Raw genomic sequence first — 22,558 nt, forward strand, 5'->3', positions numbered from 1 at the left:
ATTATTTAATGGCTAATAAAATAAAGTGAATGGCTATGCCATAAAAGCCAATCATTGGGATAATGACGAACCGCATTTTCAATGATGGCGGGCATTTGAGTTGCAACATCTTTTGCTGCAACAGGCGGATAAACCTTGATTTTTAAACCGTTTTGGTAGTACAGATGATAAAAAACCACCTGTGCCGAAATCGCACTGGATAAACGCACGACACCATTGTGCAGCTTCGCTGCACGGTTGAATAAATGGCACGATAATTTGCTCGACGCCCCTTCCTCTGTTTGAACCGTGTAATCAGGGGTGATATCAGGAAAAACAATTATATTCTTTTGCCCTGTCGCCGTTTCTGTCATCGCAGTCATTAACTGGCTAGCTAATACTTTATTTCCCTGATGAATAGAGCAATATGATAAATTCACCTGGCCTAACTCACGTGCCGAAGCGTTATACTTTTGCTGTTCTGCACTCGACGAAACCACCACCGTCGCATTGCCTGGGGTCACCCCTGCACCAACCATGGTGGCTAAAACATCAGAAACCATATGCAATGGAGCAAGCACAACGGGTTTATTTTGTTGGTGCAAAGGCGCAACGATGCTATCAAGTTCAAGAGTACAAACTCGAACTTGCGCCATGATTTTTTGGTTTTGTCCCCATGTTGCAGCTTCTTCCAAAATGAAGCGTCGAACAGCTATCCAGCTCATATCAATATGCCCTTTCGTTTCCATTAAACTACGAAAGTTTTCCGTGGCGACTTTATTCCGATTACGATATTGACGACCTAATAAGCCTACGCGACATAATAAATTGGAGACAAATAATACCGATGTGATATAGCCCCGGCGCAGTAACAACCGTAAAAAGGTAAGTCCACTATGATTAAGTTTTTGATATCCTTTTTTAAACGGCATCAAACAGTTTTTCGCTGTAAATACCGTCCAGACAATGCAAAACCGGATCACCGTAACTCCTCATTGCTTTTGTCTAATAATTCAAGCATATAAGCAGTAAAGTCTGCAAAATCACGGTCTTGATAGACGACATAGCGTTTATTGATAATAAATGCAGGTGTTCCAGTAATTTGATAAAACTTGCTAATTTCAAGCATGTTTTTCAGACGTTCTTGAACCGCTTGGCTTTCACTGGTTTTTAGATATTGGGTTGAATCAACATTGTGCTGTTTTAACCATTGGTTTAAGACATCTTTATTAGCTAAATCAAGCTTATCATTGATAACTGCGGTATAAAGATCCTGACGGTATTGAGATTCCACCCCCATCTCTTCCAATGTCGCAAAAATAGGCGCATAGGCAGCAAGCCCCAGATTATTATCCATGGCTAAATGCACGACTTTAAAGTTGACGTTCTCAGGGAGTGTTTTTTCGAATTGACTGACATTATCATGATTTACGGCACAATAATGGCAACCATAAGAAAGGACTTCTATGATGCTGTTATTTTCTTTTATTGGACTCAATAGAACTTGTTCACTATTAAATTCAATAAAAGAAGAGCTTTGTGCATCATCATTTGAAAAAGTATTAAAAACAAAAATATGATAGAACAAAACCGTCATGAGTGAAGAAGCGATAATAACAAATAGAGTATAAAGTGTAATAGTTATTGGTTTAAAACGAGTATTCATAACAGTTAATTCCATTCAGGTACGAAAAATACATGGGGATAACTCCCCATGTATCAATTAATAAAAATCAAATTTAATACTATGGAGCTGTTACATCACAGTTTGATGCACCAACAGCTTTTGCTTTGTATGTTTTATTACCGTGCTTATCAGTACAAGTGGTCACTAATTGGCAAGATTTAACACCACCAACAGTGATGCTCTCGTAAGAATTAGTACAAACTTGTTTTGTTCCACCAACTACAGCAGCAGCTTCGATAGCATTTAACTTTTTCATGTTATTTCCTTTAATATAGATTTAAATTAATAAAACGCCCTATTTATTGATAATTAACACCAATAAATCCTTTAGATTTTTAATTAATATACAAATTACCGCATGAATAATTAAAAATTCAATCCTTCTAATTTCTCATTATTATCAAATAAAAAAATCGCTTTTTCTTTGACGCTTTTTGCTTTCTCTTTCTCACCTAATTCATTTAAAACAAGGATCCAAGAAAAATAAACATTAAGATCTGAGCAAGAACGTGAATAGTTTTCTGCCCAAGATGAAAATAAATTCAAATAATAAGGGTCTTGCGTCTCGTTATAGCGTAATAAATACCCCATATTGAGATCCAATTTGTAACGATCATCGATTAAATAGTATTTCCATTCACTATAATCAGGCTCATTCATCGAAAGAAGATACTGCTGCCCTGTTTTTTCGATATACGTTAAATATTGCTGTGTTTGCAAAGTAAAATACAGCAACCCCATGGATAATAAACCACCTAACGCAATAATTGTTTTCGAAAAATACCCTACAAACTTATTCAATGAATATTTTTTAGTTGGAACATCGGCACAACGCATTAACAATATCAATACCACCCCATGAGGTATTGATAACCACAATGGAAACTCTGTCATCATATGAAAAACAATTGGTAACGCAATAACTAAAAAAACATAATTGTTATTTTTATTTTTTAATGAAGAATAAAGTAGATGCACACCACCAATAATAACTAACAATATTGCCGCAAAACCAACTAACCCACCTTCAACCATCCAACGCAATACCTCATTGTGTGGATGTGAAATAACCTTTTCACTGGTTCCTAGCAAACCACCACCAAAACGCTCTAAAAATACAGATTCAAAACTACCAACCCCAGAGCCAAATAACATATTTTCGCTAAATAGATATAAACTATGTTGCCATAGCACCCATCTAATATGTGATGTTTGTAATTTACTGTCAGAAAAGTCAGAAATATTAAAACTAACTTTTATTCCATAACCAATAATAAGACCGATAACAATCGCTATTAAAGAGTAAACAATATATTGACGATGATACGTTGCGAAAAAATAAAAAACAATAACAATTAATAATAAATTTAAATATCCAGTTAATGATTGGGACAATGGCAATACCATACTCATTAAAATGAGACTCACAATGATAATGGCAAACGCATACCGTGTGACAGTTCTCATTAAAATAAACATGCCTATTGCACTGGCAATACCAACACAAATAAAACTAGAAAGAACATTAACTTGTTGGAATACACCATATGGCCTATCCCCTGATATCGGAAAAAAATTAAAAACCTGTGCTATTGAATATAGACTCTCAATAATAGCAGCAAATAATACACTGCAAACAATTATTTTCAATACAGTTTCTGAAATATTTATTTGCAATAAAGCTTGATAAAAAAACAACGCCCCCAATAACCAATACGCAGTCAAGTACGCATTAAACTGGTAATTTTCTGGCGCAAAAAAACACAAACCTAATAATAAGACTAATCCAATCGTAATATAATTACTCGACTTAGAATAGTATAAGTTTAAATTTTTAATTTGTGTAATACTAATCATCACAATAAAAAACGCAATAAAAAAACCACTAATTATATTGAATGGCAATGACAAACCTGTTCCGCCCATATTCGGCAGATAAATATGCAATATAATGCCAAAAAATATAACGACAAAACCTAAAAGCACCCATGGATAACTTTCTTTTTTATTATCTTTAATTTTAATTGCAAACGTCATGTTTTCATTCGTTATTGATAATTTAATGTATAGTATGCAGTACTATAAAAATTCCCATAGATAATCGTTTCGTTAATTCTCGCTTCTGGTTCAGCCTCGACATAAGCCTTAAATTGAATTTCCGTATCATTTTTTGCCAAATTTTGCGCTAATGATGGCGTATTCAATTCTATGGGTGTTTCATTTAAATTTAATAACCCAATACCGATTCCACTTGCCTCACTTTGGTCACTAATCGCAAGATGGTCAGGAAGATTTTTATTTTCAATTCCATTAAAAGTCACTGTCACCGATTTAAATATGGTCGTATTACAATTCGTTAAATGAATTGAGAAAATTAAAGGTTTCGACTTGCCTTCTTTATAAAGATCTTTAACCGAGATTTGTTGAAAATCAACAGGGACCTTCTCACTTCCAGGTGCTATCTGACATGGCGTAGCAACAACCATGCCTCTGAATGAATAGCTTCCCATATTACTCGGGATCACACTTGCACTCACCGACCCTGAGACTAATAAATATAAGCCAATCGACAATAAATATTTATTACGCTTTATCTGATTATTATTTCGCATGATCGGCCTCATTGGAATTCAGCAAGAATTGTCCCGGTGCTTGTAAATTCACCTTCTTCCACGCTACTACCAGGCGCAGCTATTGGCGCAGCCGTTAAGTTCCAGGTGCCTTGGTTATTAATAAAATTAGGCACTTGATAAGCTTGGTTCGGTCTTACCAAGGTTCCGGTCAAATTATCAGTCACCACAATGCCAAGATTTGTGCGTTTCACACCGTTTTTTAACGTACCGAAATAATCAGGGTTAAAATCCGCGCTACCTGACGCTCCCGGCAACAATGACAGCTTGATATTTAAATCACCTGTCGTAAAACTGCCTCCGGTACATTTAACTGGGATCTTAAAGGGCTGAGCATAATTAGTGCCATTCAACTGTTCACTCGTGTTTGCCACATCAAGAAAATTAATATCTATTGGGTTGCCTTCATTAATCGTACACTCATCAGCAACCGTGATAATTCCTGCCCCTAGAACGACTCGCGTTGATGGAATTGGTGCATAAGCTGTACTGCCATTCGCTGGGCTGCCTTTTTTAGCAAAAACCTGTACCAGTTCCGCTTGGTTGATGGTAATGCCATTAATAATCGGTTTTTTCAGCCTAAACGTGATCGTTCCACTCGATCCCGTCCGTAGCTCGACACCATAATCGCGGCTATTAACTCTCGGTGGTGTACACTCTATTGGGTCAGAACCCCCATTCCACATATCCTTTACTGGGACAGCAACTTTCTGGCCAACCTTTCCCCCGATTTGAATTTCAACTTTTACATCAAAATATTCATTGAGGTTCAGGTATCCTGGGTTTTGCATTGATGTAGGAATGGTTGACATTAAATCAAATGTCATCCCTGAATCTGGATCTGAATTCCCAACCCCCCCCGGCTTCATATAGCTTTGGCAATAAATATCAAAATAAGGCCAATTACCCACATCAAAATTGAATACTGTTTCTGCATCCTTCTCATTAACGAGCAATTGATTATTCATTCTTGCTTCGAATGTATACGTTCCCCCATCCGGTATAGCAGAACCGTGGGGAGCCCCTAAAGCAGATAACGGCAACGCCCCGACGGTAAACAGACCAACAGCAATAGTGATATCTTTTAGTTTTTTATTGTTGTAGACAAACATGGTTATAAATACTCCAGTTTTAGCCTAACTAATCCGCTAAAGGTTCCCGCCGAAACAGACCGTGCTGTAGATTCCAATGATGCATTAAGTGTGAGGTTATTATCGCCAGGTTTGATCACCCATGAACTTGTTGGCTGGTTGACCATTAGGTTTTGATGTTCTTTACTGGAAATACGCAATCCGGCACCTCGAATATCACCTGTAACTCGCACCAAATCAGGGTTAAAAAAATCCGTATCTCCCGCAATGCTCAATGAAACAGCACTTTCTCCCGTCAAGTAATAACGCTGCGCATTTTGAGTTGCTTCTCCAGCAGAATTCACAAATGACTTGGATGCTCCGCGTTGGCAATCTTTGAGGCGAATATTAAATGCAACAGGAGTACTTCTATCGCCAATGCGATGAAATTCTCTGGCATTTATTTCACCTAAATCGACATACTGCTCTTGTGTTTCTAATTCAAGAACACAAGGCGATGCATAAACGCTCCCTGTAAAATGCACAGTACTATGTACGTCTAGCAATGTTTGGCGGGACAGCTTTTCATCCGCAATTTCTGCAACCGCGGAGAAACTTCCTAGCCCCAATAATACGATCCCTAAGCACCTAATGTTCATATCAATACTCCTAGCGAATCTGTTGCTCTGGTGGTAACGCTTTACACGTATTTCCGCTACAACTGTATTTAAGTTCTGGATGACCACCATAATCATTCACATACATCATGGTGAAACTCTCGCCTGAACTATTGACCTTAATATCGAGATGCGATTTAGGTGCAATCATCACCCCTGGAAAATCAGTTAGTTTTTTTCCACCTTCTGCCACCGGTTTATTATTAAGGCTAATAATGGTCACAAAATAAGGAGTTGGGTTTTCAGCGCGCCAATTATTTCCCTGTTTATAAAATATGACTTGGTCTTGCCAAACTGCACTTTTAGACTCAGGAATAATGGCTGTCGGCCGATAAAACAATTTAATCCGCGATTGCATCGCTAACTGTAAAACATTCGGTTTATCGGGTTTTGGCGGAACTTCGCGTACATTTAAATAAAACAGGCTTTCTCGGTCTTGGGGTAACTTATCTATCTCGGCTGTTTTTGAAACACGGGCAACCCCTTTTTGCCCACCATTAATGCGCTGTAATGGTGGCAATACAACTAATGGCGATGTAATTTTTTTCCCATTGGCATCTTCAACCCATGACTGAGCAAGAAAAGGAATACTTGAGCTGGTGTTTGATAAATTAGCACTCGCAGAATTTTCATCGCCGGTAATAATCAGTCGTGTTCTATCCAGTGAAATACCCGCATATGATTGCCCTACGCCAACCATCATAACTAGCAAACCACCTACCCATTTATTTATACGAATCGCCATTTTCTCTACCTTATAGAATACTTTTTCAAACTGTCATTACATTATTGGCAAGGCAGCAAAACTGACATACCCGAATTAATTTTTTCAGGCAGTTGAATTTTACATTGCGCTTTTCCGCCCCAAGATACCGTTAATGTTTCTTTAGGATTTACTGCCATCAAATACGCCAATCCATTTTCCATCAGCATGGCAATGTTAATGCCATCAGCGTTTGTCACATCAGCACCAAATGGAGGTACCGTATCGTTATAACGAATAGTTGCTATGAGCTTTTCACCTTCTGCAACATCAAAGCGCTGATAACCTATTGCGCCTTCTGTTAAGGTCGATGTTGCTATCGCCTTATTGGTATCAACGTTATTTTTTAACTTATCGACATCAATACGCGTGTCGAAGCTGTAATAGCTGACAATATCAGGCACAACAGAAATACCGGCCCAGTTAGTTCGTGTTTTTTCATGGTTAAACGGCACGCCACCAACACCGTTGGTATCGACCATAATTCTTGCTGTATCCGTTGTACCGGTACTGTTATGTAACGCAGCTCCATGCTTGGTAGCAGTGAAACCACCGCGCAATGTCCCGTTGATCGATGCCGTTTGTCTTTCTTGATAGCTGACATTAGTATTAACTTCAGCAAGTTGCGTCCGTTTTTGATAATATCCATCAAACCGTACGCGATCATCACTGCTTCGACCGGCTCTAACTCGCCATAAGTTATTCATATCCCTATTGTCACTGTAAGACAGCATGTGGCTGGTCTTACTGCCACTATTTTGCAAGTCATATCCCGCCCAACGGCTATCACCAACAGGCACTGAAACCGAAAGTGAAATGCTATCGTCACGTCGACCCCGATAGTCAGAACGGTAGGCCGCAATATTGGTTGAAACACCATTGATGCCCATTAAACGAAATGTTCGACCCACAGATAAGCCATATCTATCTTGAGATGTCTGGTCCCAAAAGGTCTGATGGGTATACGTTAAGAATACTGTCGTTCTCCAATCAGGATCATCAGCCCAAAAAGTTTTATTCCCTGTCACGGTATACATCTCTTTTTGACGGCCAATACCCAGATATTTGTTTTCACGCTCATCTAAATATTGCGACAGTGTTCTAAACTTATCCTGCGAGAAGCGGTAACCCGCAAAAGAAATCGTACTGTTAAGTTCATCAAATGATTTTGAATAACTCAGGCGATAGGAAGAACCCGTTTGCGTGTTATCACCTGGCATTCGGCTAATGGATTGTGTGACATCGGCAGAAAGTGCCCCAAATACAGATAAATCACGCCCTAATCCAGCAGATATAGCGGTATAATCCCTACCCGCAAAAAGTAGACCACCAATGAGTGACCAGTTATTGCTCAGCCCCCAAGAGAAATCTCCCGTGGCAAACATTGGCCCCTCTGGTTTGTGATTAAATCGTGATGGTTTACCGACCGAAGCGTTATAACGCACATAGCCCGGGCGCGTTAAATAAGGAATATTTGCTGTATCAACTTGAAAAGTCGATACCTCGCCGTCATCCCCTTCAACTTTGACATCCAAGGTTCCACGAATTGAACTTTGCAAATCCTGAATACTGAATGGCCCTGCAGGTACCGTCGTTTCATAAACGACACGCCCAGCTTGAGTCACAACAATTTTTGAATTGCTTTTCGCAATACCATTAATCTGTGGTGCATATCCTCGCAGATTTGGCGGTAACATACGTTCATCACTGGCAAGGTTAAAGCCAGTGAAGCGAATCGTGTCAAAAACCTGAGAATTTAAATAAATTTCACCCAGTGTCAGCTTGGCCGCCATGTGGATCAGAGGACGATATGCATAAAACTGGTTCCAATCGAATTTTCTATCACCACGCTCGTTATAATTAGCTTGATAATCAGCTCTAAAGCGCCACGCCCCCAAGTTAAAACCCGTCTGACCATATGCTGACAATGAGTGCTTATTTGTATGTGTCGTCAAGGAACGAGAAACTGACCCGGTCAGGTTATAATCAAATATAAGACCTGAAACCCCCGAATCCCAACGCTCAGGCGGCACCCAGCTAGGATCGGAATATTTCATCCATGCCTGTGGAATAGTGATATCCAGCTTGCCTTCATGATTATTAATTTTAACACCTGAAATAGGTAAAATATTTGAACATTCAGGGGATATGGTTTGGATTTTTTTTAACGCATCTTCTTTGAGCGCTAACATTTCAATTTGCTTAGGCGTAAAACAGACTAATGATTTTTCACTATCTTGAGGATCGGTAATATAAGTGACCTTCTGCTGTGACAATGATTGTCCATTAATATAGACATCCAATAAATAAGTCCCAGGAAATACGAAGTTATCTTTAGAGAATCGAGTTAAATCAATATTGTTACGATCACCAACATCTAATACGTCAACATTAAACTCAACAAGGTCATTTGCAGACATATTTGGTGAATAGCAAAGCACTGCAATATATATTGCAAATAGTTTTTTTATATTATTTATATTTCCATTTAAAATAATCATTTTAGTTACTCAGTATTCACTCATTTGGCTAGAGATTTAGCTCAATTCTCTTTTATATGTAATTATTATTAGTTTTAGAAATAATCCATTCTAAATCGTAGAACTCCTGCGAAATCACCTGCCTTAATATGCTTTTGATAAGCAACTAAAATTGCAGTAAAATCTAATTTATTGTGCCCTTCTAATAATGTGTAATCCGGCATTCTTCTATTAAGTTTAAGTATTTCACCGTGAGAGTCCCTAAATTGAATTCCAAATCCTTCTGAATCACCACTCACTTGTAAAAGTTGATCATCATTAACAGAGGTTCCCATCATAGTTATTTGCGCGCGCGATGCACTACCTTTGTCATTAGAAGGCAACGTACATCCAACAAGCTTTATAGCAAAATTCTTACTCACCAACATATTGACTTCAGGGGTGATTTCTCGGGCACTGATTTCACCAAAACTAACCCAAAGTTCTCGGCTTTCAGGATCAATCGTGCATGAGGCTTCTATTAATTCACCTTGCATTACAATATCACCAGGGATGTTATTACCAGTCATTCCCCAACTTAATAGAGGCCATAACAAACTAGATCCTAATGCTATTTTTGCAACCCGAATTATCATGAACAATACCATTTAGTTATTGGTAGATTTTATTAATGCGGAGTATTAAATACTCCGCATATTGATATAAAACCAATTACAAATTATTGGTAATCAATTTTGAAATTGATAGTTGAATCAAAGCTACCTGGAGTCACTGCATTAGATGCATTATCAGATTTTAAATAAGCAACGAATGGAATAGCAGTTTTACCTTCAGTTAAATTAACTGCAGTAGAAGCTTGTCCCCAAACAACATCTTTATTTCCATTGTCTCTTAAACCAATACCAGCACCACTTGCAGTACCTGAAGTGAACGCCGCTAATGTATTATCATTAGGGTTAATAGTTGATGGTGTGTAAGTTACAGTTGCAGTTTGTGCAACTGTAGTATCACAACCTTGCAGAACGATATCTTTCTTGATATTACCTGCACGCTCACCATTTTTTAAATTAGAAACAGGGATCTGATAAAAGTTTACTTTTACAGGACTTGATTCTTCACTTAAACCACAAGCAGAATTCACTAATTCACCTGAAAATTCGATAGTACCGTTAGTAGGTGTACCCGTATAAGCTGCCATTGCTGCGAACGAAGCAAAGCCTGATGCAAATACAGCACCCATTACAAATTTATTCAATTTCATGATTATTTAATCCTGTATAATACTTGTATAATGTATGTTTCGCCATAAGAGTTGTTAATAACAACTTTAGATAAAAGTAATCATTATTTTAATTAAATTAATGATTACTTTTAATAAAGTTATCATATTAATAGGCTAAATTTATTATATGTACTAATTACACTTCACCAAAAAGATTTGATTTTTTATTGGCCGAATTAACGCCACATTTTTTTAGTGTCTTTATCTAAGATAGCAAAATAATTATTTTCATTTTTTATGGTATACTGTAATCTTTCATTATCGTATCTATCTATTACATGATTAAAAAGGTCTCTCCATGACTTATTGAATATCACTAAAATTGTATCCATCATTTCAAATGTCAGCTTTGTTTTTCCCGTTTCATATCGGGATATCTGCTGTTGGCTAATATTCAACTTTTTTGCCAAATCTTCCCCTGTTAAGTTTTGCTCTTTTCTAATTCCTCTCAAATACTGCCCTATTTCTTTATTTATCTCATTAGAAAAATAAGTCATTTAATTTAACCTTTATATTAAAAATTAATTATAGGCACCATCTGAACCATAGATACCGTCCTAAAATTTTTGATGATTATATGTCTGATTATTTATTTTGTATAATCGATAGGGCAAATTGATTACCATTAAAATCATTTATCGCTCTATTAACATAGGATAAATGTAACAGAAAATAACCACACTGAAATTTATAATATAAATAACAGCATGTTATAGACATAAAACTTCAGCCAATCACCTTTCAAATTACATTTTGATACATTTGAAAATATTAAAACATATCTTTTACTAATCAGATGTATTTTATGGTTAAATTTCAACCATAAAATACAACTTAAAAAAGTAGTATTACTCGAATTTTGAGTTTGTAAATTATTAAATATTTTTTTTAAGATTTATCTTAACTTCATTATTTACAAACACCAACAAATTAATTATAAATAATTGTAAAGTTTATCAACGAAATTATATCTCACAAAAATCATCACCCACATATAATAAATCCCGATACTACCCGAAAATAAGGATATTAATTACGCAAATAACGAGTATTTAAAAATTATATATCAATGTATAACTTTAAGCTTTAAAGAAATTCTAATGAAAACTTCTTTTAAATATTTTTATCTATAGAAAGGTGAGAGCCTTGCTAGCCACACTAAGTTTAAGAGCAATTCAAAGAGTGACGATTTAACGGTTATCGTAAGAAGGGGTTGAGTAAGGTGGTAAAGTATTATCATAAAACGAAGCATAGATTTGCTTTACACTATATTGTAATGCACACCAAATGCCTAATCCTAGCAAACCGTAGTATTAGGCATTTTATAATACCAAGTAAGAATACAATTTAAGCACGCCAACCTTTATGAAGGTTTTATTCGTTGTGATTGCTGGTTCCACATGCGATAGACCAATGCACTCCCCACGGCGGCTAAATAGATAAATGGCTCAGGTGTTAAGGTTTTTAATGACAGCATGTAGTGGCAAAATGCGAGTAAAATCGTTGGGTAAAGCAGCATATGAATTCTTTTCCACCATACGCCCAAATAAAGGCGTATACGGTTGAATGAACTGACCGCCATCAACAACAAACACAACCAAGCTACCGCGCCGATCACTAAATAGAGGCGCGAAAAAATTTCTTCGAAAAATAGCGCTAAATTATTTACACCAATTTCCAGTAATAGATAACTACTTAAATGCAGCACAGCCCAGAAAAAACACCATAACCCCAGTAATTTTCGTGTTTGAAACAATACCGTAAATCGCAATAATTTTGCAGCCAGAGGGATCAATACAATAACGACAAGCAAACGTAAAGCCGCTATTCCTGTAAAATGTTGGATATCTTTGGCGGGGTCAGCTCCAAGCTGTTGAGTATCGACTAAAAAAATCAGCCATATCAAAGGGAGCAAAGCAATAAGATGAAAGCTCCCTTTGGTTAATCCAACGATGAATTTATTGTCCTGGGGCATCAATAATTTCTCCGCAAGTCCATTCCTTGATACAAGCTTGCCACTTGTTCACCATATCCATTAAACAACAATGTTGGCTGACGAGTCACTTGACCTAAACCTCCTGCACCAATAAAACGTTCGGTGGCTTGTGACCAACGAGGGTGGCTTACATCTGGATTCACATTGGCAAAAAAGCCATATTCGCTCGGCGCTGATAAATTCCATGTAGTGTCAGGCATATGCTCAGTAAGACGAATTTTGACGATCGATTTAATCCCTTTAAAGCCATATTTCCATGGTACAACCAACCGGATCGGTGCTCCGTTTTGGTTGGGTAATGTTTTTCCATAAACGCCTGTCGCCAGCAAAGTCAGCGGGTTCATAGCCTCATCTAAGCGTAGCCCTTCCACATAGGGATATGATAATCCACCACCAATATAACGACTTTTTTGTCCCGGCATTTGTTCTGGAGCGTAGCGTGTTTCAAAAGCCACATATTTGGCTTTGCTAGTGGGTCCGACTAAAGCCAATAATTTCGCTAAAGGAAAACCAACCCATGGGATGACCATCGACCAAGCTTCAACACAGCGCATACGATAAATGCGCTCCTCTAAGGGAAACTTAGTGTTTATATCATCTAGATTAAGCGTTAGGGGACGATTTACTTCCCCATCAATCGTTACCGTCCACTCATCCGTCACTAAAGTATGGGCATTCTCGGCAGGGTCGGATTTCCCCAACCCAAATTCATAAAAATTATTATAACCAATCACTTTATCTTCAGGTGTGAGGGTTAATGATGGCTGAAATTCTTCAGGTTGAATAAATGTCAGAGGTTTTCTTGGCTTCATCGGAGGTGCTGACGCATCGTCACTGAACCAAGAAAACAGCCCCGCATTGGCCGTCGCCGCAACGGTTAAACCTGCGGCTCCAATGCCTAATGCCTTAAGTAACTGACGGCGTTTCATAAAAAAGAGGGTTTCATCCGTGATTTGAGATGCGGGAATTTTAGGTAACTTTTTCATCATGCGCTCCATAGCAAAAGGGAAATGAAATTAGTTATACCGAAAGCGCAGTAAAAGTGGCTGACAGTAAGATGACAAATTTGTCATCTTACTTAATTGTAGGAAATTTCAGTGTAATGGTACTGGTTCCTGCATGGTGCTCAAAGCTCACTGAGCCGCCATGTAATTCAACTATCGCTTTCACAATCGCCAACCCTAGCCCTGTTCCCTCTGTGGTTCGAGCATTATCCCCGCGCCAAAAACGGGTGAAAATTTCATCACTGTTTTGTAGAAGTTCCCCTTGATTAGTGATTTTAATTTCCCGTTGCTGTGGCAGCGCATTAATTTGGGTAACGACACGAGTGTCCGGGTGAGAATATTTAATCGCATTGGAGACAATATTCACTAAAACTCGGCTGAGTAATACAGGGTCAGCATTAAGAGTCAGGGATGAGGGCTCGCTATACAGCTCAATCTGTTTTTCTTCTGCATAGGCAGAAAAGAGTTCATAGACATCGTTAACTAACGTATATAAAGAAAGGTTTTCTCGATTTAAGGTAATATTTTTATTTTCAGCACGGGCAATAAATAAGGTACTTTGGATCATTTGTGACAGTTTATCGAGCTCCTCAATATTACTGACTATCATCCCTTCATATTCGCTAACACTGCGCGAGCGCTGGAGGGTAATTTCATTTTGCACCCGAATTGCATTAATTGGGGTTCTCAGCTCATGCGCCAAATCATCGGCAAATTGGGTAAGTTTGACAAAATCATGCTTTAACCGCTGGCGCATCGTGTTCATCGATTCGCCCAGCTCTTTCAACTCCTGTGGTAACTGGTCAATATCAATTGGGTCATTTAACGCATGAACATCTGTTTTGACCGTTATCTGACTCAATGCTTGAATGTCGGATAACCCTTTTTTCAGCAGCCATAAGCTGAGTAGCCCCATCAACAAAATTGAGAGGACAGAAATCACTACGCTTTGGGTGAGATATTGAGTCAACACGCCACTACGGTCGACAGACACTTTACCAAGTACCACATGGAGCGGCCCTTTTGGGGAGTTCATCGAGAAATAAACCGCAGAAATAGGGATACCTTGAGCGGTTTGCCAATGGTTGATGGCATTAATATTTAGCTGTTCAAGTTTGACTAACTGAAGAGGTTGAGAACCTAATAATTCGCGATTGGTGGTGACCAATATGTGCCCCGCCGCATCAGAAATTTGGATTAAGTCTTGTCGCATGTCCATCATGCTTTGGAAATACATGGGAAGTGTTTTGATATCAATGCCACCAGCAATGAGTTTGGCAAGTTGCTCCGCACGGTTAACCAGTAAGTTATTATCTTGTTCAGATAATTCATTTTTGAGTGAATGATACAAAACCCATGTCACCACCCCGGCATTAGTAATCATAAGAATGATAAACAGAGAAATAAGTTTAAAACGAAGTGACTTCTTTTTCATTCTATCGGCCTATTTAAGCGGTATCCCATCCCACGAATAGTTTCAATGAGTTTAACGTCAAATTCATCATCGATTTTCTTTCTCAATCGACGGATTGCCACATCAATAATATTCGTGTCACTTTCAAAATCGATACCCCAAACTTCGCTAGCAATTAAGGTTCTAGGTAAAATTTCATCGCAATGTAGAACGAAGAACAGTAATAAGGAAAACTCTTGCCGAGTTAAGATGATTTTCTTTCCAGCACGCTCAACATCATGGCGAGTTAAGTCGATTTTTAAATCCGCAATAGCCATGGTGGTTGAGGCTGGCTGGTTAACTTTTAATTGGTTTTTAACCCGAGCTAATAATTCAGAAAATGAAAACGGCTTAACGAGATAATCATTAGCACCCAACTCTAAGCCTTTAATTCTGTCATCAACGGCATCCCGTGCAGTGAGGCAGATAACTGGAATATTTTTAGCTGTGCGTAAGATTTTTAAAATCTCCCAGCCATTCATACCGGGCAGCATGATGTCGAGGATTACCAACTGATAACTGTTTTCTAAAGCAAAATAGAGACCGTCGCGACCATCATCAGCTACATCCACAAGAAAACCCGCTTCTTCTAACCCATTTTTGACCCACCCTTGGGTTTTTAGGTGATCTTCAATTAATAGTATTCTCATGAGAACCTAACAGTGACTTTATTTGACTTAATTTCATTTCATCTTAAAGAAATTTTCAATTTAAAGATATGGGTAGGAATTTAACCATAAAATACGCAGAGAAAACATGACACTAGCTCCTTAAAAATAACTCGTAGAATGATTAATAGCTCGGTACGAAAAATGGAAATTAGCTGCTTTTATCGACGAGTAAGTATTGTTTTACAAGTAAATAATCTCTTTTCTCTCACATTTATAAAGCAGAATAAAAACTGCTTTATAAAATATAAAATTTTAGTTAATTAATCTTTGATTACTGACCTGACGGATAATAAATAATTTTTTATTTCACCTATAGAATAAAAGCATTATATTTATCTAAAAAAATTAATATGTTAGGCCGATTAATTTAGATATGATTGACCTTTTTTGACTAAATGGGGAAACGTTCATGTCCACTCGTAAGTATTTAACTCAACAGGAAATATCTCGACTTTTAGCTGCTTGTCATTTGTCACGACATCCCGAACGTAATTCTTGCTTAATTTATATGTGCTTTATACATGGTCTAAGGGCAAGCGAGGCCCTATCACTAAAATTATCTGATCTTAACTTAGAAAGTAATGAGCTTTATGTACATCGTTTAAAGAATGGTTTTTCCGTTAATCACCCACTGATTGATGAAGAGATCCCACTCATTAAAGCTTGGCTAAAAATTAGAAATACATGGAAAGGGAAAGAAAGTCAGTGGTTATTTTTATCTGAAAGAGGGACTGCCATGACTCGTCAGCGCTTTTATCAACTTTTTTCACGACTTGGTGAGCTAGCTGAGCTAACCCTAGGTATTCATCCCCACATGTTACGACATGCATGTGGTTATGCATTGGCGGATAGAGGCGCCGATACGCGCCTAATTCAGGATTATTTGGGACACACGAATATACAACATACCGTACGATACACAGCAAGTAACCCAGCAAGATTTCGGGGAGTATGGTGAGACAAATGCGTTAAAAGAGTTGTCAAAATGCACCAAATTGACAAACGTAATGAATTAGGTGCATCTTAAGTTAAATGAAAATACACGTCAAATACGTAGCGTGTAAATAACGCTATGTATATATTACTAAAAATAAGCACATTCCATTATTAAAAGATCATTGAATTTATTAATTTTTTCACACGTTAAAACTCTCCGTAACATCTCAAACTTACACATTGTAATATTCTGAAATGTTTTATTTGGAATAATTATCCGATAATTTTAAAAATAAAATATAAAATTTAAGTTAACAAGTAATTAATGAAATATTTAACTAACAATATACAACTATTGTCAATTTGGTGCATTTTGACAACAGTTAAATTAGTAAATCATTCAGTTTCATGAGGAGGATTTTATGCAATCTAACTTATCTCCTAAGGAAATTGTTGGGAGCAATATACATAAAGCTCGCCGAGCTAAAGGGCTAAGTGGTTCTGAGCTAGCTGACTTACTTTTATGCTCACAGCAACATGTTTCACGTATTGAGCGCGGCGTTATTCGACTACACCTAGAGCAAATTAAGCAAATTGCGAACTCGCTTGATATTGATATTAATTGTTTATTAGATGGCGTTGGATTTCAAAATAACTCAGTAAATTATATCCATAATATGGAATGTTATTTTAAAGCTGAAGGATGGTTTTCAGGATCTAGTCAATTTATGAAATAGGCTTAACCTTATGTCAGAAAATATAATAAAACCAACATTTAATATTATTGTAGGAAAAAAAATAAAAAAACACAGAAAAGAAATGAAATTAACTGCTGAGGAGTTAGGGAGATATATCGGTGTAAGTCAGCAGCAAATTTCTCGTTATGAATCAGGCATTAATCACATTAATATTGATTTTTTATCTCAATTATCTGAGTTATTTAAAGTACCAATTCAAGTTTTCTTAATAGAAGACTAAATATATTTTTTAATTATTAATAATTAAATTTAATTTTTAGTATTTGATTTTTTTAAATCAAATACTAGTGCTTTGCTTTTTTCCAGTTCATTGCAAATAGAGTGTCTGCAATGAGCAATGAAAACTGACACTCATTCTTTATTTAACAAAAAACATAGGACTTTATATTCATGAAAATGAAATCTATTGCAATGGCAACTTTTATGGCTCTGGGTTTAGCTTCTGCAGCAAATGCTGCTGATCAAGGCCACGGTAAAGTAACGTTCAAAGGCGCTATTATCGATGCTCCATGCTCAATCTCTCCTAGCTCAATCGACCAAACAGTTGAATTAGGCCAAATTTCTAACATGGCATTAGTTGATGGCGGTAAATCAACTCCACGTCCATTCGAAATCACTTTAGAGAACTGTGATATCACTAAACTGACTAAAGGTGTTCAATTAACCTTTAGTGGTGCTGCTGCATCTTTCGACAATACCAATAAAACACTGGGTATTGTTGGTACTGGTGCTGGCGCTGGTGTTCAGATCACTAATGGTAGCGGCAATGTGGTGACTTTAGGAACAGCTGCACCATTCCAACAAGTTCAAAATGGTAACAACACACTGAATTTCGCTGCTTACTTAAAAGGTAATGGTGGCGATATCGACACTATCACTGCCGGTGACTTTAGCTCAGTAGCGGATTTCACTCTGTCTTACGAGTAATTCATCTTGAGCCAACAAATTAATTTGTTGGCTCATTCCGACTGAATTGGGTGTAAGAGAGGAAGCAATGAATCATTCGATAACCAGTGGAGTGTTTTCATTGATCTTAAGTATAGGCACGTTGACTGCGGTATCAACTGCACATGCTCAAGGCTCAGTGAGTATGAATGGAAGCATTATTGAAACAGCATGTGCAATTGATGTCGGCAGCCGTGATCAAACTATTGATATGGGAAGTATTGCGCTGACTCAAATTCGCCGTGATGGGCAAGGACCTGCTCGCCCTTTTGTTATCCGATTAGTGAATTGTGTTCTTGAACGCCAAAATCCTGACAAACCGAATTGGCAATACTTTCGCGTAACATTCGATGGCTCCCATGACAGGGGGTTATTTGGAGTAAACGGACAAGCTCAAGGTGTTGGATTACAAATTCAACGTGAGGGAGACGGTGAAATTGCCATACCAGGCCAAGGAATGTCAGTGAGCGCACTAACAGCTGGAACAAAAGATCTCACCTATCGGCTACGGTTGGTAGCGAACAACCACCCATTGGCATCAGGTCAATACTACAGTCAATTACGTTTCAAACTGGATTATGAATAGTCGGTTCCTCTAAGAAATGAAGATCTCCTGTAGGATGAGCTTCGCGAGCGAAATGACATTACGGATAAAAGAACGCAAAAGAAGGTCGAGATGATGACCCTGAATTTCATTCACACGCCTGTGTTACGGATAACTCGGCCTTGCAGATTAGGGCTTTTAGTCGCGCTGGCTATCAGCTTTGGTGGTCACGCATCCGATATTACATTTAATATGGATATGCTAGACGTCAATGATCGAAACAACATTGATTTAAGCCAATTTGCGCGTCCAGGCTATCTCATGCCTGGTGAATACAGTTTTACGGTTTTCTTAAACAAGCAAAGCATGCCGGAAGAAACTGTCTTTTACTATGCGCCTGAAGGTGAGTCGGATGAAAGTCTCCCTTGCCTGAACCCTGCTTTAGTTGAAAAGTTCGGTATCAAGCCTGAATTGATGTCGACATTGAAGTGGTGGCACGAAGGACAGTGTTTATCACTTGAAAGTTTACCCGGAACTGAGGTTAAAGCCGACCTTGCGACTTCGGCTATGTATATTAGTTTGCCGCAAGCCTACCTCGAATATACCGCTGAGAATTGGGATCCTCCCGCACGCTGGGAAGAAGGGTTACCCGGCGCATTGTTTGATTACAACTTAAATGCACAAGTGGGCCAGCAAACCCGCTCAGGACAACAGACCAACTACAGTACCAGCGGTAATGGGGTTGCTGGTGTTAACTTGGGTGCTTGGCGTGTTCGTGCTGACTGGCAAATGCGTATTGATAAGCAGCAAGGACAAAGCACGACCACATCACTAGATTGGACTCGTTATTATGTCTACCGAGCAATCAAATCATTAGGTGCAAAACTCACTTTAGGTGAGGATTATTTAACCTCTGATATTTTTGATAGTTTCAGATTTACAGGGCTTAGTTTGGTTACCGATACCAATATGCTTCCACCCAATCTACGTGGATACGCACCAGAAATTACTGGGGTCGCAAAAAGTAATGCGACAGTTATTGTGAGCCAGCAAGGACGAATTATTTATCAAACTCAAGTCGCTGCGGGCCCATTTCGTATCCAAGACTTGAATGATGCATTAGCTGGGCAAATCGATGTTGAAGTTAAAGAACAAGACGGTTCAACACAGAATTTCACTGTCAATACTGCAAGTGTTCCGTATTTAACACGCCCAGGACAACTGCGTTACAAATTAGCCGCTGGGCGCCCAACAAATTGGCGCCATCATGTTAGTGGCGATACCTTTGCAAGTGGCGAGTTCTCTTGGGGGGTTAACAACGGCTGGTCACTGTATGGAGGTGGAATTGGTGCGGAAAACTATGCATCCGCGGCTATAGGGATTGGTCGTGACTTAATGGTATTCGGTGCATTGTCATTCGATATTACTCATGCCCGGGCGCATCTAACCAACTTAAGTGATATTAGCGATAAAACGTATCGCGGAAGCTCGTATCGTTTAAGTTACTCTAAACGTTTTGATACCTATAACAGCCAAGTGACATTTGCAGGATATCGATTCTCTGAGCAAGGTTTTATGAGTATGTCTGAGTATTTGGATGCGCAGGAAACAGGTGCTCGCCAATACAACAGCAAAGAAATGTATACCATCTCTTATAACCAACAGTTTTCCGAGTTAGGGCTAAGTGCGTTCATCAACTATTACCATCAAACCTATTGGGATCAACCCGATAACGACCGCTATAGTATTTCATTAGCGCGCTATTTTGATATTGGTAAATGGAAGAATCTTAGCCTCAACTTGACGGCCTATCGAAATCGTTATCGTGAAAGTAATGATGATGGCGTATATGCGTCACTCACCGTGCCTTGGGGTGAAAAAAGCTCCGTTAGTTATAACAGTAGTTGGGATAAAAATGATAACTCACAACGTGTGAGTTACTACAGCACCATCGATGAGAGAAATAACTATCAGCTAAGTACCGGATGGGCGCGTTCAGGTGCGCTCGTGAGTGGCTATTACACTCATCAGGGGGACTTAGCACAGCTCAACGCAAACGCAACGTACCAACAAGACCGTTATCGGTCTGCGGGGTTCTCTTTGCAAGGTGGTTTCACTGCAACAGAGAAAGGTGCCGTACTGCATCGTGGTAGCCAAATTGGCGGTACTCGCATATTTGTTGATACCGATGGTGTACCTAATATTCCACTACGTGGTTACGGCTCTATTGTGCGTACCAACCGCTTTGGACAAGCCGTTATTAGTGACGTGAATAGCTATTACCGTAACCAAATTAGCGTTGATTTGAATGCATTACCAGATGAAGCGCAAGTGTCTCAATCTATAAAGCAAGGCACTTTAACAGAAGGGGCAATTGGCTACCGCCAATTTGATGTTGTCGCAGGAAGCAGTGCGATGGCGTTGTTAAGGCTATCGGACAATAGCACACCACCTTTCGGAGCAATAGTCTTAAACGGTCGTGGTCAGCAAGTCGGTATGGTGGGTGATGATGGAAATACCTATCTTACTGGTTTAAATGCAAAAGATACCTTGCAAGTTCGTTGGGATGACCAAGTGCAGTGTGAAATCACACTCCCTGATACCTTGCCAGAAGATGAATATTTACAGGCAAGCTGGTTACTACCGTGCCACAAACCGGGAGCAAAAGCCGCATCGCCAGCGACCATAAAAACACAATCAGCGAGTCGTGCATTAGAAGCAATGCCGAAAGCAGCAGAACTGGTTGTGCCTGTAGTTGAAAGAACGGCGCCAAAGGAACCAAGTCGCTGGTTACAAAAATAATAAAAATGGTGGTACGCAAAGAGCGATGAGTGCTCCTTAACCATAGAAGATAACAATATGATGAATAACATGATGAAAAACAAATTAATGAACAAAAAAAATGCCCATAGAGCAGTATTCGCATTGGCTGGCGTTGTGTTGACTTCAACAACGCTATCTTCTGCTCAAGCGGCAGTTGCATTAGACAGAACTCGAGCGATTATTACGGGAGACGAAAAATCGATCAGTTTAAATATCAGCAATGAAAACAAACAATTACCTTATCTTGCTCAAGGTTGGGTGGAAAATGAGAAAGGTGAAAAAATAAGCGACCCATTTACGGTATTGCCACCGGTGCAACGTGTTGAGCCAGGGGCAAAAAGCCAAATCAAAATCCAAGCACTGCCAAGTGCAGCGGCACTGCCGCAAGATAGAGAATCCGTGTATTACTTTAATTTGCGTGAGATACCACCAAAAAGTGATAAGCCCAATACACTGCAACTGGCGTTACAAACACGTATCAAATTGTTTTATCGACCGAAAGCCATCATTCCGACACGTGAGCAAATGGATAACCCATGGCAGGAAAAAGTGACTCTTACTCGCCAAGGTAACCAGTATACGATTAATAACCCAACAGCCTATTACGTTTCTTTTGTCGATGCTGTTCCCAACAAAAATGGACAAACGGTCGCAGGGTTTGAGCCAGTGATGGTGGCACCAAAAAGCAGCAAAGCACTGAACGTCAGTGCAGACGCATTAGGTAATAAACCTGTGCTGACCTATATCAATGATTACGGTGGTCGTCCAACACTGTCGTTTACATGTCAGGGAAATAGCTGCCATGTGGTACCTGAAAAAAAAATAGACTGATTTGAAATGCGCGATGAGATAGCAGGAGA

At 38.7% G+C, this 22,558-nt stretch carries 23 protein-coding genes; 7 read left to right on the forward strand and 16 right to left on the reverse strand.

What is annotated here, in order from left to right; all coding sequences use genetic code 11:
• Nucleotides 1-5: 5 nt before the first annotated feature.
• The 16 genes from PSE60_RS02490 to PSE60_RS02565 all read right to left on the reverse strand — a co-directional run bounded on the left by PSE60_RS02490 (nt 6) and on the right by PSE60_RS02565 (nt 15,671).
• Entirely contained in the window at nt 6-959 is a 954-nt protein-coding gene (locus PSE60_RS02490) for an ABC transporter (RefSeq protein ID WP_371031956.1), read from the reverse strand.
• Nucleotides 959-1,645 carry a thiol:disulfide interchange protein DsbA/DsbL gene (locus PSE60_RS02495; protein ID WP_272664486.1) on the reverse strand — a complete coding sequence of 229 codons (687 nt, stop codon included), beginning with the start codon at nt 1,643-1,645 and terminating at the stop codon, nt 959-961. The genes PSE60_RS02490 and PSE60_RS02495 overlap by 1 nt, the downstream gene beginning before the upstream one ends.
• 79 nt (nt 1,646-1,724) lie before the next feature.
• Nucleotides 1,725-1,922 (reverse strand): DUF4762 family protein, encoded by a 198-nt coding sequence (locus PSE60_RS02500; RefSeq protein ID WP_004907658.1) that lies wholly within the window; start codon nt 1,920-1,922, stop codon nt 1,725-1,727.
• A gap of 110 nt (nt 1,923-2,032) precedes the next feature.
• Entirely contained in the window at nt 2,033-3,703 is a 1,671-nt protein-coding gene (locus PSE60_RS02505) for an O-antigen ligase family protein (protein ID WP_210837187.1), read from the reverse strand.
• Nucleotides 3,704-3,714: 11 nt separating this feature from the next.
• The gene (locus PSE60_RS02510; protein ID WP_247605332.1) at nt 3,715-4,278 is read right to left on the reverse strand and encodes a fimbrial protein; all 564 of its coding nucleotides are present in this window, start codon (nt 4,276-4,278) and stop codon (nt 3,715-3,717) included.
• 8 nt (nt 4,279-4,286) lie between these two features.
• On the reverse strand, nt 4,287-5,408 hold the full coding sequence (locus tag PSE60_RS02515) for a fimbrial protein (protein WP_210837189.1): 1,122 nt from the start codon (nt 5,406-5,408) through the stop codon (nt 4,287-4,289).
• A gap of 2 nt (nt 5,409-5,410) precedes the next feature.
• On the reverse strand, nt 5,411-6,025 hold the full coding sequence (locus PSE60_RS02520) for a fimbrial protein (protein ID WP_272664487.1): 615 nt from the start codon (nt 6,023-6,025) through the stop codon (nt 5,411-5,413).
• A 10-nt stretch (nt 6,026-6,035) separates the two neighbouring features.
• Complete coding sequence (locus PSE60_RS02525; protein ID WP_109912784.1) at nt 6,036-6,788, reverse strand: fimbrial biogenesis chaperone; 753 nt, start codon at nt 6,786-6,788, stop codon at nt 6,036-6,038.
• 41 nt (nt 6,789-6,829) lie between these two features.
• Nucleotides 6,830-9,307, reverse strand: coding sequence for a fimbria/pilus outer membrane usher protein (locus PSE60_RS02530; RefSeq protein ID WP_210837192.1), 2,478 nt, complete (start codon nt 9,305-9,307; stop codon nt 6,830-6,832).
• 74 nt (nt 9,308-9,381) lie between these two features.
• A complete protein-coding gene (locus tag PSE60_RS02535) occupies nt 9,382-9,921 on the reverse strand; it encodes a fimbrial protein (RefSeq protein WP_210837193.1) in 540 nt (179 codons plus the stop codon).
• A gap of 83 nt (nt 9,922-10,004) precedes the next feature.
• A complete protein-coding gene (locus PSE60_RS02540) occupies nt 10,005-10,547 on the reverse strand; it encodes a fimbrial protein (RefSeq protein WP_004907632.1) in 543 nt (180 codons plus the stop codon).
• Nucleotides 10,548-10,744: 197 nt separating this feature from the next.
• Nucleotides 10,745-11,065 (reverse strand): helix-turn-helix domain-containing protein, encoded by a 321-nt coding sequence (locus PSE60_RS02545; RefSeq protein ID WP_004907630.1) that lies wholly within the window; start codon nt 11,063-11,065, stop codon nt 10,745-10,747.
• 866 nt (nt 11,066-11,931) lie between these two features.
• Nucleotides 11,932-12,543 carry a sulfite oxidase heme-binding subunit YedZ gene (locus tag PSE60_RS02550; protein ID WP_272664488.1) on the reverse strand — a complete coding sequence of 204 codons (612 nt, stop codon included), beginning with the start codon at nt 12,541-12,543 and terminating at the stop codon, nt 11,932-11,934.
• Nucleotides 12,543-13,553, reverse strand: a complete 1,011-nt coding sequence (msrP, locus tag PSE60_RS02555) for a protein-methionine-sulfoxide reductase catalytic subunit MsrP (RefSeq protein ID WP_272664489.1) — start codon at nt 13,551-13,553, stop codon at nt 12,543-12,545. The genes PSE60_RS02550 and msrP overlap by 1 nt, the downstream gene beginning before the upstream one ends.
• Before the next feature lie 85 nt (nt 13,554-13,638).
• Nucleotides 13,639-15,003: a heavy metal sensor histidine kinase gene (locus tag PSE60_RS02560; RefSeq protein WP_272664490.1), complete on the reverse strand. Its 1,365-nt coding sequence runs from the start codon at nt 15,001-15,003 to the stop codon at nt 13,639-13,641.
• Entirely contained in the window at nt 15,000-15,671 is a 672-nt protein-coding gene (locus PSE60_RS02565; RefSeq protein WP_210840356.1) for a heavy metal response regulator transcription factor, read from the reverse strand. Before PSE60_RS02565 ends, PSE60_RS02560 begins: the two co-directional genes overlap by 4 nt.
• Nucleotides 15,672-16,101: 430 nt before the next feature.
• Here PSE60_RS02565 and PSE60_RS02570 point away from each other — a divergent pair, with 430 nt between their 5' ends.
• The 7 genes from PSE60_RS02570 (at nt 16,102) to PSE60_RS02600 (ending at nt 22,529) form a co-directional block, all read left to right on the forward strand.
• On the forward strand, nt 16,102-16,650 hold the full coding sequence (locus PSE60_RS02570; protein WP_014657972.1) for a tyrosine-type DNA invertase: 549 nt from the start codon (nt 16,102-16,104) through the stop codon (nt 16,648-16,650).
• Nucleotides 16,651-17,050: 400 nt separating this feature from the next.
• Entirely contained in the window at nt 17,051-17,365 is a 315-nt protein-coding gene (locus PSE60_RS02575; RefSeq protein WP_004907614.1) for a helix-turn-helix domain-containing protein, read from the forward strand.
• 10 nt (nt 17,366-17,375) lie between these two features.
• Complete coding sequence (locus tag PSE60_RS02580; RefSeq protein WP_210839958.1) at nt 17,376-17,606, forward strand: helix-turn-helix domain-containing protein; 231 nt, start codon at nt 17,376-17,378, stop codon at nt 17,604-17,606.
• A gap of 170 nt (nt 17,607-17,776) precedes the next feature.
• A complete protein-coding gene (locus PSE60_RS02585; RefSeq protein ID WP_004907609.1) occupies nt 17,777-18,313 on the forward strand; it encodes a fimbrial protein in 537 nt (178 codons plus the stop codon).
• A 67-nt stretch (nt 18,314-18,380) separates the two neighbouring features.
• On the forward strand, nt 18,381-18,917 hold the full coding sequence (locus tag PSE60_RS02590) for a fimbrial protein (protein WP_210839935.1): 537 nt from the start codon (nt 18,381-18,383) through the stop codon (nt 18,915-18,917).
• A 90-nt stretch (nt 18,918-19,007) separates the two neighbouring features.
• A complete protein-coding gene (locus tag PSE60_RS02595; protein WP_272664491.1) occupies nt 19,008-21,677 on the forward strand; it encodes an outer membrane usher protein in 2,670 nt (889 codons plus the stop codon).
• Between the two features lie 57 nt (nt 21,678-21,734).
• Nucleotides 21,735-22,529: a fimbria/pilus periplasmic chaperone gene (locus tag PSE60_RS02600; protein WP_272664492.1), complete on the forward strand. Its 795-nt coding sequence runs from the start codon at nt 21,735-21,737 to the stop codon at nt 22,527-22,529.
• Nucleotides 22,530-22,558: the final 29 nt, after the last annotated feature.

The organism is Providencia sp. PROV174 (genome assembly GCF_028480685.1).
Classification (GTDB): domain Bacteria; phylum Pseudomonadota; class Gammaproteobacteria; order Enterobacterales; family Enterobacteriaceae; genus Providencia; species Providencia rettgeri.

Excerpts from the sequence above, each read along its gene's own strand:
- PSE60_RS02515 (WP_210837189.1), bottom strand. The coding sequence starts at position 5,408 with ATGTTTGTCTACAACAATAAAAAACTAAAAGATATCACTATTGCTGTT.
- PSE60_RS02585 (WP_004907609.1), top strand. The coding sequence starts at position 17,777 with ATGAAAATGAAATCTATTGCAATGGCAACTTTTATGGCTCTGGGTTTA.
- PSE60_RS02550 (WP_272664488.1), bottom strand. The coding sequence starts at position 12,543 with ATGCCCCAGGACAATAAATTCATCGTTGGATTAACCAAAGGGAGCTTT.
- PSE60_RS02540 (WP_004907632.1), bottom strand. The coding sequence starts at position 10,547 with ATGAAATTGAATAAATTTGTAATGGGTGCTGTATTTGCATCAGGCTTT.
- PSE60_RS02590 (WP_210839935.1), top strand. The coding sequence starts at position 18,381 with ATGAATCATTCGATAACCAGTGGAGTGTTTTCATTGATCTTAAGTATA.
- PSE60_RS02545 (WP_004907630.1), bottom strand. The coding sequence starts at position 11,065 with ATGACTTATTTTTCTAATGAGATAAATAAAGAAATAGGGCAGTATTTG.
- PSE60_RS02600 (WP_272664492.1), top strand. The coding sequence starts at position 21,735 with ATGATGAATAACATGATGAAAAACAAATTAATGAACAAAAAAAATGCC.
- PSE60_RS02565 (WP_210840356.1), bottom strand. The coding sequence starts at position 15,671 with ATGAGAATACTATTAATTGAAGATCACCTAAAAACCCAAGGGTGGGTC.
- PSE60_RS02535 (WP_210837193.1), bottom strand. The coding sequence starts at position 9,921 with ATGATAATTCGGGTTGCAAAAATAGCATTAGGATCTAGTTTGTTATGG.
- PSE60_RS02525 (WP_109912784.1), bottom strand. The coding sequence starts at position 6,788 with ATGGCGATTCGTATAAATAAATGGGTAGGTGGTTTGCTAGTTATGATG.
- PSE60_RS02570 (WP_014657972.1), top strand. The coding sequence starts at position 16,102 with ATGTCCACTCGTAAGTATTTAACTCAACAGGAAATATCTCGACTTTTA.
- PSE60_RS02530 (WP_210837192.1), bottom strand. The coding sequence starts at position 9,307 with ATGATTATTTTAAATGGAAATATAAATAATATAAAAAAACTATTTGCA.
- PSE60_RS02580 (WP_210839958.1), top strand. The coding sequence starts at position 17,376 with ATGTCAGAAAATATAATAAAACCAACATTTAATATTATTGTAGGAAAA.
- PSE60_RS02510 (WP_247605332.1), bottom strand. The coding sequence starts at position 4,278 with ATGCGAAATAATAATCAGATAAAGCGTAATAAATATTTATTGTCGATT.
- PSE60_RS02505 (WP_210837187.1), bottom strand. The coding sequence starts at position 3,703 with ATGACGTTTGCAATTAAAATTAAAGATAATAAAAAAGAAAGTTATCCA.
- PSE60_RS02595 (WP_272664491.1), top strand. The coding sequence starts at position 19,008 with ATGATGACCCTGAATTTCATTCACACGCCTGTGTTACGGATAACTCGG.
- PSE60_RS02495 (WP_272664486.1), bottom strand. The coding sequence starts at position 1,645 with ATGAATACTCGTTTTAAACCAATAACTATTACACTTTATACTCTATTT.
- PSE60_RS02575 (WP_004907614.1), top strand. The coding sequence starts at position 17,051 with ATGCAATCTAACTTATCTCCTAAGGAAATTGTTGGGAGCAATATACAT.
- PSE60_RS02520 (WP_272664487.1), bottom strand. The coding sequence starts at position 6,025 with ATGAACATTAGGTGCTTAGGGATCGTATTATTGGGGCTAGGAAGTTTC.
- msrP (WP_272664489.1), bottom strand. The coding sequence starts at position 13,553 with ATGATGAAAAAGTTACCTAAAATTCCCGCATCTCAAATCACGGATGAA.
- PSE60_RS02560 (WP_272664490.1), bottom strand. The coding sequence starts at position 15,003 with ATGAAAAAGAAGTCACTTCGTTTTAAACTTATTTCTCTGTTTATCATT.
- PSE60_RS02500 (WP_004907658.1), bottom strand. The coding sequence starts at position 1,922 with ATGAAAAAGTTAAATGCTATCGAAGCTGCTGCTGTAGTTGGTGGAACA.